Genomic DNA, 13,454 nt, shown 5'->3' on the forward strand with positions numbered 1-13,454 from the left:
TCGGTCATCTTTCCCCGGACACCCTCCAGGAGTCCGTCCATGTCCCTCTCGCGCGGCCTCATGATCCTGTGCATGCCCCTTCCCCTGTCGCCGGCCTTCGCCGACGACGGCCGGTTCGACCTATCCGCCGTCAGAGACATTCGTGTCGTCGGAGCCCCCGGCAGCGTCATGGTCACCACCCGCATGGACGCGCCCCTCGCCGGCACGATCACCCAGCGCCGCCAAGGCTGGGTCGGACGGTCGCTGTCCTTCTGGAGCCATGACGACTGTGGCGCGAAGAATGGCGTGCGGCTTGACGGCGACACCCTTGTCGTCACCATCGCGTCCGGCACTCTGTCGAGCTGCCATCACGCCGTTACCGCCAACATGCGGTAAGGCGGCGACGTGATCGTCGAACAGCCCGCGGCTGACATCGATCTGGACGGCGGCTTCGGCCAAATCCGGCTGGGCCGCCTCCGTTGCCGTCAACGCCCAGACGGTCTCCAATGCCGACGGGGTTGGCGAGAAAGAACACCGCGATGCCAAGGCGGCACCCGCCATGAACGATGATGATTCCCTCATAGCGCTCGCCGTTGAAACAGCCATGCGGGAAAAGAGCCACTACAGGGTGGCTGATCTCAATCTGACCAGACTGTCACGTAAGTTGCATATCCCGGCAAGAAGGATTTCGGAGGCGATCAATCGCATCCATGGCAAAAGCGTGTCGCAATATGTGAATGAATTGCGAATCCGCGAAGCATGCCGTCTGTTGGAAAACTCCGATATGCTCGTCGGCCGGATCAGGTTCGAGTCAGGTTTTCAGACCAAATCGAACTTCAATCGTGAATTCCTGCGGGTAACCGGACTGTTTCCCCGCCAATTCCGCACCACGCGCTGTTGTGCCGCGGAGGACACGCCCAATGAGAGCGTCACCGGCTGAGAAGACGCGAACAGGGGCCGCCCACGTCTGAATCCCGGCCATCTTCGCGGGCGCCATCGCCACCAACAGGACCGCAAAGGCTGAAATTCTCCTGAATTACGGAGCCATTACAAGATTGCTGCGTCTTATCAGCGCATACCCGGTAATGCAGTTGATTTTTCAGTTCAACAAATGACCGAACTCTCCCGTCCCACGGGCTTTTGGCGGACTGGGTGCTAAAATAGGTTTGACCTGTAAGCATCCACTTTCTACTTTCACAACTGCCAAACGGTATAGGCGCTGCGGCTCTTATGCAGGGCCAGCGATTCACGGACGGAGGTTCGTTATGAGGGCGTTTTGGGGTGCGGTGGTCGGTGCGGCCCTGCTGATGGCATCGGTCGGCGCGCAGGCGCAGGAGAAGCTTCGGGTCGGCCATGTGCTGCCGAAAGGGTCGCAGTTCAGCGAAGCCGTGCGGGTGATGAGCGAGGAACTCCAGCGCCGGACGAACAACAAGTATGTGCTGGAGGAGCATCCGGCCAGCGTGCTGGGCTCCGGTCCGGCCATGCTGGACGCCGTGAAGCTCGGCACCATCGACATGGTGCTGTCGTCGTCAGGCGGCGCGCTGGCCCAGTTCAATCCCAAGATGGGCATCCTGGATCTGATGCTGCTTTTCCGGGACGAGGCGCATGCGGATCTGGTCCTGGACGGCCCGATCGGCCAGGAGCTTCTCGACTCCTTCAAGGACACCGGCACGGTCGCGCTGGCTTGGGCCGAGAACGGCTTCCGGCAGTTGACCAATTCGGTGCGACCGATCAAGACCCCGGCCGACCTCAAAGGCCTGAAGATGCGCATCGCGGAGAGCGAGCTTTTCAAGCAAGCCTTCCAGACGCTGGGGGCGGAACCCTTCAGCATGCCCTTCGCCCAGCTGTATCCCGCCCTGAAGAGCGGTCAGGCGGAAGGGGAGGAGAACCCGGTCACCACCATCGTCGGTTCGAAACTGTACGAGGTGCAGAGCCAGATCACGATCAGCCGGCACACCTATTCGCCGGGCGTCATCCTGATCAACAAGGAGTTCTTCGACGATCTGTCGCCCGATATGAAGACCGCCTTCATCGAAGCGGCCCGCGCCGGCGGCAAGGCATCGCGCGAGTATGTGCGCAGCCGCGACCGTGAGGGCATGAACACCCTCAAGTCCACGCCGATCACCATCACCACCGACTTCGACCGCGCGGCCTTCGAAAAGGCTCTGGAGCCCTTCTACCAGGAAGCCGCCAAGAAATTCACGATGGAAAAGATCCTTGCGATCAAGAACGCCAAGTAACGCCTGAAGTTCGTCACCGATGGTGGGATGGCCCCCTCGGAGCCATCCCACACCCTGACGCGATCCCGCCCCCAACGTCCGCAAGACGTTCTTCACAACGGGTGTCCGCATGTTTCGTTTGGCCTCGCGCATGAAAATCTCGCAGAAAATCTATGCAGGTTTCATGGCCTCGATCGCCCTGATCGTGTTTCTGGGTGTTCAGTTCGTGAACAATGTCGACACCATCCGCGACGAACTCGAGGGGGTTATGACCGTTGGTCACAACGCCATGAGCACGGCACGGCTGGTCGAGATCAGCCAGCGCATGGACCGGGCGGTCCTGAATTACATCGCGTCGCAATCCGAGACCGAGCTTTTCAGTGCGCGCAAGGAGGTGGATGCTTTCGCGCGCGCCATCGGCGAAACGGACACCGGCACGGGCAACGCGGTCGACCGGGCGAGCATCGCCGCGTTGCAGAAGGCCGCGGCCAGCTACCGCGCCGCCTTCGACAGCACCGTCGAAGCGGTGACCCGCCGCCGCGACGGGGTGGGCCAGTCCTTCCTGGTCGGCGCCCAGTTGAACACCACCGCCGTGGCCCTGGTGGAAGGCACGCAGAACAGCGGCGAGGCGCCGGCCCTCCAGGCCGCGCTGCGCCTGCAGCAGGCGCTTCAGGCCACGCGCATGGCGGCGGCCCGCTATTTCACCACCTTCGATCCCAACGATGCCGATTCCGCCAAGGGTGAGCTGGCGCGCCTGCGCGACACGATCCAGGACGCCAAGACCGCCATCACCAACAAGCGCCATCTGCGCTTCCTCGGTTCGATGGAACCGCAGCTGGTCACCTTCACCAAGGGGCTGGAGGACGCCGTCGGCGGCAGCCAGATGCTGATCGACTCCCAGGGGCGGATCCGCGACATCCTGGCCGATCTGGAAAGCATCGTCCGCGGCATCGTCACCGCCTTCTCGCAGATGCAGACCCAGACGCAGTCGAGAGCCGCGGAAGCGCTCGACTCCAGTTGGCGTCAGGCCGTCATCACCCCCGTCATCGCGGTGCTGGCCGGCATCGCCTTCGCGCTGCTGATCGCCAGATCGATCGTCGGCCCGGTCCGCAGCATGACGACGGCGATGAGCGTTCTGGCCAAGGGCGACACCTCCATCGACATCCCGGCCACCGAAAGCCGGGACGAGGTCGGCGACATGGCCCGCGCGGTCCAGGTGTTCAAGGAGAACGCCATCCACATGGAACGGCTGCGCAACGCGCAGGAGGAGCAGCGCCAGCGCAACGAGGCGGAAAAGCGCGAGACCATGAACAGGCTGGCCGAGAATTTCGAAAGCACGGTCATGGACGTGGTCCAGCTTGTCATCCGCGAGGCCGAGGTGGTGGAGACCAACTCCCGCCTGTTCGCCACCGTCGCCGAACAGACGGTCGAGTTGGCGACCCAGGGCGCCTCCGCCACCGAAGAGGCGAGCATCAACGTCAAGATGGTGTCGGAAGCGGTCCAGGAATTGTCCCACTCCGTCGCCGCCATCAGCGGCCAGGCCTCCCAGTCCACCGAGATCGCCCGCGACGCGGTCACCGAGGCGCGCAAGACCAACGATGTCGTCTCCGCCCTCGCCGAGGCCGCCGGCCGCATCGGCGACGTGGTCCATATGATCGAGAACATCGCCAAACAGACCAACCTGCTGGCGCTGAACGCGACGATCGAAGCCGCCCGCGCCGGCGAATTCGGCAAGGGCTTCGCCGTGGTCGCCAACGAGGTGAAGGCGCTCGCCAACCAGACCACCGTCGCGACCGGCGAGATCAGCGTTCAGATCAACGCCATCCAATCGACCAGCTTCGACGCCGTGCACGCGATCAAGCGGATCGGCGAGACCATCGACCGCATGGACAGCATCGCGCTCAGCATCTCGGGCGCGGTGCAGCAGCAGTTCCAGGCGACGACGGAAATCAGCGAGAATCTGCGTCAGGCGGCGTTGGGCACCACGGAGGTCGCCAGCTCCATCACCCATGTGCTGCACAAGGCGACCGACGCCGGCAGTTCGGCCGAGATGCTGCTGGAAAGCTCGGGCACGCTGACCCACCAGACGTCGCTGCTGAAGGACGAGGTCAACTCCTTCACCGACCGCATCCGGGCGGCCTGAACCGGATCACATCGGGGCGGCAAGAACGTTACGGCGCCGGAACGGGGGACCCCGCTCCGGCGCCGTTTTCGTGTTTCACAACACTTTGTTATTGCGGCGGCTTGATCGACAGCGGCGCTCCGACCTCGCCGGCATAGACGGCCAACAGCCGGACCATCTCCTTGCCTTCATTGACGCCATGGTGGAATTCCGCCGTCTCGACGAAGGCATCGCCCGGCTTGTAGACATAGGCGACGCCCGATACGCCGCGGATCGTCAGTTCTCCCTCCAGGATGTAAGTGATCAGCGGGATCGGGTGGTTGTGGATGCCGGTGTCGACACCCGGCGGTATTTCCGTCACACGCACCGTGACCATCGGCTTGCCGGTCGGGTAGACGATCGGAGCACCGTTGGCATGGGTCGTGGTCTGGAGCAGCACCGTGGAGCGCGGCGCCGGCGGAGTCTTGCCCGCTCCGGCGTCCGTGCTGTCGGCCAGCACCGGCGATCCCGCCAGCAGCAGGCCGGCGGCGAGCAGGACAGCATGGGAGCGCTGCCGGTGCCCTGTTTCAACGCTTCTCTGCCGGCTTTTCATGAAATTGACCATGGCGCACTTCTCATCCGAGGGGGAGGGTGGAACAGGGCGCTGTCGGCCTGACGCTCAAGCCGGTTCCGCAACGATGCGACTCCCCTCACGCATCGCCAGGGAAATCAGGGCGCCCGTTGAAAGGGCGGCAAGAACCAGGGCCACGCACCCGGACCACCCCGCGGTCTTCCATAGAAGTCCGGGCGCGATGGCGCCAAGGCTGCCGCCCAGATAGAAGCAGCAGACATAGAGGCCGGCGGCAGCCCCCTTGTTCGTCGTCGCCACCCGGCCGACATAGCCGAGCGCAAGCGACTGGCACAGGAACACGCCGCCAAGGAAAATGCCGGTTCCCACGGTCACCGCCGCGAGATTGGGCAGCAGAAGAAGCAGCTGCCCCACCGCACAGACGCCGAAGGCCACACGGTAGGCATTGCCGGTCCCCAGGCTGCGCAGCAGCCGGCTGTTGACGAGCGGAGCGGTGGCGCTCAGTGGATAGACCAGGAAAACGAGACCGATCCCCGCCGCCGTCAGTCCGAAGGGCGGCTCCGCGAGATGGAAGCCAAGATAGGACAGGCATCCGGTCATCGAGAACAGGACGGTGCCGCCGCACAGGCTCACGGCCCGAATCCGGCCGTCGCGGAGATGCTCCTTCATCCCCCGCAGGTTCGACAGGATCGACCCGGTCCGGCGCGCCGCATCCGGTGTCAGCCAGAGTGCCACGAAGACCGCGCACAGCGCCGAGACCACGGCGAGGGCGGCGAACCCGCTCTGCCAGCCGGCAAGATCGGCAAGCAGGCCGGAGACGAACCGGCCGGCGAACCCGCCGATCGCCGATCCGGTCACGAACATGCCGGTGACCGACGCGCCGCGCGCGCCCTCCCAACGGGTGCCGATATAGGCGACCGCTCCGGTGAACAGTGCCGGCAGCACGATGCCCTGGATGAAGCGGACGGCGAGCAGCTGGTCCAGGCTGCCGCACAGCGTCAGCAGAAGCGTCAGCGGCACCAGAAGGGAAATGGCCGTCAGCATGGAGCGCTTGCGGCCGAACCGGTCGGTCAGCGGTCCGGCCAGGGGCGCCGACAGGGCGACCGCCAGCGTCGTCGCACCGATCACCGCCCCGGTCTCCGCCGGGCTGGCCGAAAAACTGCTGGCCAGCTGCGGCAGGACCGATTGGGGCGCATAGAGTGGCAGGAACGCCGCGAAGCCCAGAAGGAAGATCGCCGCCCTCTCCCGCAGCAGGATCGGAAGCGGGGATGGCGTGGCGGAAGACGCCGGCACGGGACGGTCATCCTCCCTTGCCACAGGTGCTTTTTCGGGGTGATGGCCGTCCATTGGGATCCGTGCCGCGCGGTCAGTCGTTGACGTTGGGGTCGAACTCGACACTCGACTTGTCGGCCTCGGTGATCTGCGGAACACCGAAGGTGATCGTCATCCCCTCCGGCCCACGCAGCCGGATGATGGCGTTGATGCCCTCGGCGGCACCCCAGAACAGCTTGTGCTGGCGCACGCTCTCCTTGCGGTCGATGACCGCCTCGATCAGGCAGGGGCCGCTGGCCGCCATCGCCTCCTCCAGCGCGCCGTTGAACGCGGCGAGATCGCCAGCCCGCCATGTCCGCCAGCCGGCGGCCTGCGCCGCGAGGCCGATGTTCAGCGTCGGAGGGGCGATGAAGTCCATGACCTCCGGTGCCTTGGCCACCGGCAGATATTCGAAGATGGCGCCGCCACCATTGTTCAGAACCACCAGGACGATGTTCAGGTCGCCGGCCAGTTGCAGGCTGCCGACATCATGCGAGAAGGCCATGTCGCCGATGACCGACAGGGTCTTGATCGGACGTTGGGCCGCCGCGACTCCGACCAGCGTGCCGATGGACCCGTCGATACCGTTAACGCCGCGATTGGCGAAGAGCCGAAGCGGAACGTCGGTCCGGCCGGAGAAGCTGTCGGCGTCGCGGACCGCCATCGAGTTGCCGCAGAAGAACACCGCCCCTTCCGGCGTCGCCTGGACCATCCGCCGCAGAATCGGCGCCTCCCAGAACATCGTGTCGAAGGCGGTGCCCGACAGGCCGTCGATGTAGGTGTCGCAAGCGACGAAGGACTGCGCCCAGGACGCCGGAGCCGGATGAAGAGCGCCCGACGAGATCAGCGCCTTGCACAGGGCCTCGGGGCTGGCGCGCACGATCTCGGTCATCCGCAGGATCGGATCCTGCCATTTGGTGGTCGGATCGACGCCGATATAATCGGTGCAGCCGGTGTTCTGGAGATAAGTCAGAACCGGCTTGGAGATTGGCGGCCCGCCGAAATTCATCACCCATTCCGGCTGGTGGGTCTCGGTGAAGCGTGCCGCCCGCAGGAAGGAATCGGCCCGCGCGATCACCGGAACATCGGCCGGCGCGCCGAAGCGCAGATTGCTGAAGGGATCGGCGATGATCGGCGCGCCGAGCTGGCGCGACAGCTCATGGATGGCGGCCGGGAAGCCCGGCTCGTCGATCGCGCCGGCACCGCAGACGATCACGCCGCGACGGCCGGCGAGCCGCTCGGCAAGCCGCCGCGCGTGCGCCTCGTCGACGGTCAGGACCGGGGTGGTGACCGCCGGCGGCGTCGGAACCGGCCGCTTCCTGCGGATCCGCGCGACCAGCGGATCGCGGAAAGCCTGATTGACATGCACCGGGCCGGGCGTGGCTCCGGTGGCCTGCTCGTAGATGCGGGAGACGAGCGGGGAGAGCGAATCGATGCTCGCGTCGGGAAGCTGGATGTTGTGGGAGGCCCGCACATGCTGGCCGAAGGCGCGGATCTGGTCGATCGCCTGCGCCGAGCTGCGATCCTGGTTCTCCGGGGCGCGATCCGCGGTGATGATGATCATCGGGATCATCCCGTAATTCGCCTCCATGACGCTGGGGTAGAACTGCCCCACCGCCGACCCGGACGTGCAGACCAGGATGGTCGGCTTCTGCGTCACGCTCGACAACCCCAGCGCGAAAAACCCGGCCGACCGTTCGTCGATGACGATGGACACCTTCAGCTTCGGGTTGGCGCGGCAAGCCAGCGCCAATGGCGCCATCTGCGCCCCCGGACACATCACGGCATGGGTGCAGCCGGCCTCCACCAGCGAATCGATCAGGAAGGCCGACCAGGTGAAGTTCAGCTCCGCATCGCCCGACACGATCCCGCGGAAGGTTGTATTGTCGATTTCCGCAGGCGCCGCGGCGATTGACGACGGCGTCAACGCACCTCCCTCCGCGGTGGCCGCCGCGTTTCCATCGGTGATGCGTTCCGCAGATACAACTTCTCTGCCCAAGTCAGCCCCCATTCTGAACACGATAGCATGCCATTCCGGCCGTGCAAGATCACAATAGGTTAGTTCGGATATGTTGCGCAATTTCTATGGGAATATTCGAATAACCAACAATCAGTGATGATCTTTTCTACAATTTTTAGATAAGGCGCGGTTGCCGTCGCATTGATCGGCGAATCTGGCGGTTTGGCGCCCGGCCTGTTTTCCCGCCGGCATGCCTCGGTCGCAATGTGTCAGGCTTGACATAAAAGCTTGATTTGAACCTGAAGCGGGGCCGGCGGCAGAGTGACGCCAGTCCTGTTCCCGCCGCGCTTCGCTGGCGGGCCGAACCTGGGGTAGGCGATGACCGCGCAGAAGACCTACAATGTCCTGTTTCTCTGCACCCACAACTCGGCGCGCAGCATCATGGCGGAATGCCTGATGCGCCGGTGGGGTGCGGGCCGCTTCAACGCCTGGTCGGCCGGCAGCCATCCGGCGGGCCAGCTCAATCCCCACACCCTCGCCACGCTGCAGGCCTTCAACCTGCCGACCACCGATCTGCGCTCCAAGAGCTGGGACGAATTTTCCGGTCCGGACGCACCGGTGCTGGATTTCGTCTTCACCGTCTGCGACCAGGCCGCGGGAGAGCTGTGCCCGGCGTGGAACGGCACGCCGCTGACCGCCCATTGGGGGGTCGAGGATCCGGCCGCCGCCACCGGGTCGGAGGACCGGATCCGCATGGCCTTCCGCCGCACCTATGTCGAGCTGGAAAGCCGCATCAAGATTTTCGCCAGCCTGCGGGTCGACCAGCTCGACCGGCTGAGCCTGCAAAGCTCGCTGCACGCCATCGGCACCGTCCAGGGATCGCAGACGGACGCTCTGGCCGGCGCCTGAGACCGCCTCACAACACCCGCTTGGGCACCGACAACAGTTCCTTCCTGATGCGGTTCAGGCTGGGCCGGTTGTCGGGACCGAAGGCGATGGGGCGGCACAGATGCATGGCGGTCAGCCCGACCCGCGCGGTCAGCAGGCCGTTGATCACCCCCTGCCCCATCCGGGTGGAGATGGCGGCGGCCAGCGAGCCGCCCAGCGCCTCCACCGCCACATGGTGGGCGCTTTCCGTCACCCCGGCGACGGCGATGTTGGCGAGCATCCGGCGCAACAGCCGCAGCGAGCCGACATAGCCGGGCCGGGCGCCGTAAAGGGCGGCGATCTCCCGCACCAATGCCAGATTGCGCCACAGCACCACCGCGAAATCCAACAGGGCCGCCGGACTGAGCGCGGTGGCGACGGCGGTGTCGCGGGACGCGCGCAACACCCGCTGATAGGCGGCGCGGTCGAGCGGGGCCAGCACCTCGCGGTCGAGCAGCCGGACCACCTCATGCTCGTCATGGGCGTCGGTGACATGGTCGCGCACGCGGGCCAGCGCCGGGGCCAGTTCCCGCCGGTCGGCATAGAGCGCCACCAGCGACCCGGCGAATCGGTCGGCCCGTCCGCCCGCCATCTCCGCCTCCAGCCGCCCAGCCTCCGCCCGCAGCTCCTCGATCCGGCGCAACCGGCGCAGGGACCACAGCTCGGTCACCAGCATCGCCAGCGCGGCGATGCCGGCGGTGGCGGCCAAAATGGCGACCAGCAGGCCGAGCGCCAGGCTCGCGGCGAAGGCGCGCGCCAGGAGGTCGGCGGTATCGAAGCCGAGCGCCACCAGCACCAGTGCCGCCAGCGCGCCGAACAGCCAGCGGCCGAGCTTGCGCGACTTGCGCATCGGGATGGCCGGTTCCGGCGGCAGATCGGCCGGATCGCCGGATCCGGTCAGCAGAGCGGTCTCCTCCTCCACCGGCACCGAAACGGCACGATCGGGCTCAAGCTCCATCGGTGGAACCCAATCGGCTGCGGGCTTGCGGTTGTCGCGTTCGGTCACGTCAGGCAATCCCCCAGCAGGAATTGCAGGGCCTGATCGACACGGATGTGCGGCAGGCCGCGCGGGTCGCGGCCGAGATCGTCGGGCGGGCGGAAGGCGAGGAAGTTGTAGGGACGGTCGCGGCCGGGTGGGAACGCCTCCGCATCCTCCGGGATCTCGCCGGGGAACAGCACGGTCGGACGGTCGCGCCCGACGGGAACGCCGCGGACGCAGCGCAGTTGCCGGCCCTCATGCTCCGTCACCACGCTTTCGGTGCATTTCAGCGCGGCAATGGCCATGGTTTCGACCTGGGCGCCTTCGAAGCGGATGGCGTTGCGGGCGTCGCCGACCAGCCGGTCGAGCAATGCCCGCAGTTGGGCATGCTGATGGGCGGCGATGTGGTCGGCCTTGGTCGCGGCGAACAGCACGCGGTCGATCTTGCCGCCGAACAGCCAGTCGAACCAGCCCGACGCGCCATGGCGGAAGGGCTCCAGGCTCAGCTCCAGCGCCCGCTTCATGTCGGCCATCCCCGCCGGGCCGGCGTTCAGCGCGCCCAGCACGTCGATGAGCACGATCTGGCGGTCGAGCCGGGCGAAATGTTCGGCGAAGAAGCGGCGGACAACGTTGGTCTTATAGGCCTCGTAGCGTTCCTCCATCAGCGCCCACAGGCTGCCGCGCCCCCTCTGGGCGCCATGCAGGGGACAGAAGGTCAGAAGCGGAGCGTCCTTCATATCGCCCGGTTCGACGAAGCGGCCGGGCTGGATCAGGCTGAGCAGCGTGTCGGCGCGGCGGCAGCCATGGAGATAGTCGGTGTAGAGCGCCGCCCCGCGCCGCGCCGTCTCCTCCTCCGCCGAAGCCGCCGGGTCTATGGTGGCAAGCCAGCCGCGCCAGGAGGCGGACAGCGCGTCGCGCGGCGGCCGGGCGGCGAGCTCCAGCGTCTGCGCGCTCCACTCCGCGAAGCTCTGGCGCAGCAGCGGCAGGTCGAGCAGCCATTCGCCGGGATAATCGACGAGGTCGAGATTGAGCGTCGCCACCGGCTGCACCGTCCGCTTCAGCGCCGAGTCCGGACGGTAGCGCAGCGAGACGCGCATCTGGCCGATGCCGCGTGTCGGCTCCGGCCAATGGGGATCGGGACCGGCCAGGGCGGCAAGATGGCCTTCGAAATCGAAGCGCGGCACGTCGGGATCGGGCTGGGGCCGCAACCGCGCCGCGTGGAAGCGGCCCGACGACACCACATCAAGAAAGGGCAGCCGCCCGGCCTTCAGCAGATTGTCGACAAGGGCGGTGACGAAGACGGTCTTGCCCGCCCGCCGCAGGCCGGTAACGCCGACACGCACCGTCGATTCGAGGAGAAACCGGCTGCCGGCGTCGTACAGGCTGTTCAGGTGGCTGTTCAGATCGGGGATGCGCACGGACGGTCATTCACCTCTGGCCGAAGACCGGCCCTATATGGGGTCGGCCGGGCGGGATGCGAGGGGTGCGGCCATCGGGCGCGCGGGACGCCGGAAGGAGCGCTTGGAACAGCATGAAACGGCTCCCCGGCCTCTGTCCAACCGGCTGCGAACATCCAATAGTTGAAAAATCGACATTCCACCCCGGATCAGGCCGCATCGCCCGGCCCGCAAGGCCGATATGATCATCCTTAGTTGACACGTTATTGTTTCTTGCATCCCATAGGGGTTGTGTGAGGCCTTGAAATGCACCGATACGTGCGTTTTCAGCCAAAGAAACATCGCGATACAGGAGCCGTCGTCCATGGCGATTGTGGCGTATGGAGCAGCGGCAGACGAAAGGGGCGCATGATGGCCGATCCGACGATGCTGCCGACGGCTTCGCCCGACGCGATGCCGGCTATCCTGATCGCCAGGGTCGCCGAGCATGATCGGAAGGCCGCGGCTTGGCTCGATGCGGCGCTGGCCGATCCGCCCCTGCCCGGCACGCCGGACTTCATGCGGCTGTTCGCCATCGCCGGCCGCAAGCTGGGCGGCACGGCGTCACCGGGCTGGCCGCCCGCGCGGACCGCCCGCGCGGCCCTGCTGGCCGCCGCCGTCCATGCCGCCGGAGCGGAGGCACCGGCCCGGCTCGCGACCGCCTTCCGCCGCTCGGACACTACGGAGCGGGCGGCGATCCTCCAGTCGCTGATGCTGCTGCCCGATCCCGCCCGCTTCGCCGATCTGGCCGCCGACGCCTGCCGCTCCAGCGTGCAGCCGGTGTTCGAGGCCATCGCCTGCGACAACCGCTTTCCCGCCGTCCATTTCGCCGAACCGGTCTTCAATCAGATGGTGCTGAAGGCGGTGTTCACCGGCGCGCCGCTGGCCCGCGTCGCCGGTCTGGCGGAACGGATGACCAACGGACTCCGCCGCATGGCCGCCGATTTCCGCGACGAACGCCGCGCCGCCGGCCGGCCGGTGCCGGCCGACCTCGACCTCCTCCTCGACCTGGGAAGCCGACACGATGAAGCTCTTTGACCCGCACATCCACATGACGTCGCGCACCACCGACGATTATGCCGCAATGCGCCGGGCCGGCATCGTCGCGGTGACCGAGCCGGCCTTCTGGCTGGGCCAGCCACGCACCCATGCCGGCAGTTTCGAGGATTACTTCCTGTCGCTGATCGGCTGGGAGCGCTTCCGCGCCAGCCAGTTCGGCATCCGCCATTACTGCACGCTGGGCCTGAATCCGAAGGAGGCCAACACACCCGAGATCGTCGAGGATGTACTGGAGCTGGTGGACCTCTATCTGGAGAAGGAAGGCGTCGTCGCGGTCGGCGAGATCGGCTATGACGACATGAGCCCGGCGGAGGACGACATCCTCGCCCGGCAGGTCGAGATGGCGAAGCGCCACGCCCTGCCGGTGATGATCCACACCCCCCACCGCGACAAGAAGGCCGGCACCCGGCGCACGCTCGACCTGCTGCGCGAGGCGGGGATGCCACCGCATCTCGTGCTGATCGACCACAACAACGAACAGACGCTGGAGATGGTGCTGGAAAGCGGCTGCTGGGCCGGCCACACCATCTATCCCGGCAGCAAGATGGACGAGCCGCGCATGGTCGGCCTGGTCCAGGCCTTCGGACCGGAGCGGATCATGGTCAACAGCTCGGCCGACTGGGGGATCAGCGATCCGCTGAAGGTGCCGAAGACGGCGCGGGCCATGCGCGGCGCCGGCATCGCCGACGCGGCCGTCGAGACCATCGTCTGGCGCAACCCCATCGCCTTCTACGCCCAGAGCGGACGGCTCGATCCGGCCGAACTGGAAATCCCGCTGCCGGTCGACCAACGCCTGCTGTTCGAAGGAAACACGGTGCTGCGCGGCCAAGTCCCCACGGTTGACGCCCCGACAGTGGACTCGCCGCTGACCGCCGAAGCGGACGTCTGACGGCG

12 protein-coding genes are annotated in these 13,454 nt (G+C 66.4%); 7 read left to right on the plus strand and 5 right to left on the minus strand.

What is annotated here, in order from left to right:
- Positions 1–39 precede the first annotated feature (39 nt).
- From AZL_RS24235 to AZL_RS33625, 4 genes are all read left to right on the plus strand, one after another.
- Positions 40–375 (plus strand): hypothetical protein, encoded by a 336-nt coding sequence (locus AZL_RS24235; protein WP_042445211.1) that lies wholly within the window; start codon positions 40–42, stop codon positions 373–375.
- A gap of 163 nt (positions 376–538) precedes the next feature.
- Positions 539–919 (plus strand): helix-turn-helix domain-containing protein, encoded by a 381-nt coding sequence (locus tag AZL_RS24240; RefSeq protein ID WP_012977069.1) that lies wholly within the window; start codon positions 539–541, stop codon positions 917–919.
- A gap of 325 nt (positions 920–1,244) precedes the next feature.
- Positions 1,245–2,219: a TRAP transporter substrate-binding protein gene (locus tag AZL_RS24245; RefSeq protein WP_012977070.1), complete on the plus strand. Its 975-nt coding sequence runs from the start codon at positions 1,245–1,247 to the stop codon at positions 2,217–2,219.
- A 163-nt stretch (positions 2,220–2,382) separates the two neighbouring features.
- The gene (locus tag AZL_RS33625) at positions 2,383–4,341 is read left to right on the plus strand and encodes a methyl-accepting chemotaxis protein (protein WP_158306011.1); all 1,959 of its coding nucleotides are present in this window, start codon (positions 2,383–2,385) and stop codon (positions 4,339–4,341) included.
- Positions 4,342–4,429: 88 nt separating this feature from the next.
- On the opposite strand, the gene AZL_RS24255 is transcribed toward AZL_RS33625, so the two are convergent.
- From AZL_RS24255 to menD, 3 genes are all read right to left on the minus strand, one after another.
- Positions 4,430–4,924: a cupin domain-containing protein gene (locus AZL_RS24255; RefSeq protein ID WP_012977072.1), complete on the minus strand. Its 495-nt coding sequence runs from the start codon at positions 4,922–4,924 to the stop codon at positions 4,430–4,432.
- Positions 4,925–4,978: 54 nt separating this feature from the next.
- A complete protein-coding gene (locus tag AZL_RS24260) occupies positions 4,979–6,181 on the minus strand; it encodes an MFS transporter (RefSeq protein WP_158306012.1) in 1,203 nt (400 codons plus the stop codon).
- A 73-nt stretch (positions 6,182–6,254) separates the two neighbouring features.
- On the minus strand, positions 6,255–8,126 hold the full coding sequence (gene menD, locus AZL_RS24265) for a 2-succinyl-5-enolpyruvyl-6-hydroxy-3-cyclohexene-1-carboxylic-acid synthase (RefSeq protein WP_052293761.1): 1,872 nt from the start codon (positions 8,124–8,126) through the stop codon (positions 6,255–6,257).
- 411 nt (positions 8,127–8,537) lie between these two features.
- On the opposite strand from menD, the gene AZL_RS24270 reads away from it, so the two are divergent.
- The gene (locus AZL_RS24270) at positions 8,538–9,068 is read left to right on the plus strand and encodes an arsenate reductase ArsC (RefSeq protein WP_012977075.1); all 531 of its coding nucleotides are present in this window, start codon (positions 8,538–8,540) and stop codon (positions 9,066–9,068) included.
- A 7-nt stretch (positions 9,069–9,075) separates the two neighbouring features.
- Here the strand turns inward: AZL_RS24270 and AZL_RS24275 are convergent, their stop codons facing one another.
- Complete coding sequence (locus AZL_RS24275) at positions 9,076–10,092, minus strand: TIGR01620 family protein (RefSeq protein WP_012977076.1); 1,017 nt, start codon at positions 10,090–10,092, stop codon at positions 9,076–9,078.
- Complete coding sequence (locus AZL_RS24280; RefSeq protein ID WP_012977077.1) at positions 10,089–11,483, minus strand: YcjX family protein; 1,395 nt, start codon at positions 11,481–11,483, stop codon at positions 10,089–10,091. Before AZL_RS24280 ends, AZL_RS24275 begins: the two co-directional genes overlap by 4 nt.
- Before the next feature lie 387 nt (positions 11,484–11,870).
- On the opposite strand from AZL_RS24280, the gene AZL_RS33630 reads away from it, so the two are divergent.
- Entirely contained in the window at positions 11,871–12,539 is a 669-nt protein-coding gene (locus AZL_RS33630; protein ID WP_052293762.1) for an EboA domain-containing protein, read from the plus strand.
- The gene (locus AZL_RS24290) at positions 12,526–13,449 is read left to right on the plus strand and encodes a TatD family hydrolase (RefSeq protein WP_012977079.1); all 924 of its coding nucleotides are present in this window, start codon (positions 12,526–12,528) and stop codon (positions 13,447–13,449) included. Before AZL_RS33630 ends, AZL_RS24290 begins: the two co-directional genes overlap by 14 nt.
- The last annotated feature ends 5 nt before the right edge of the window (positions 13,450–13,454 follow it).

The sequence above is a fragment of the Azospirillum sp. B510 genome (assembly GCF_000010725.1).
GTDB classification, from domain to species: domain Bacteria; phylum Pseudomonadota; class Alphaproteobacteria; order Azospirillales; family Azospirillaceae; genus Azospirillum; species Azospirillum lipoferum_B.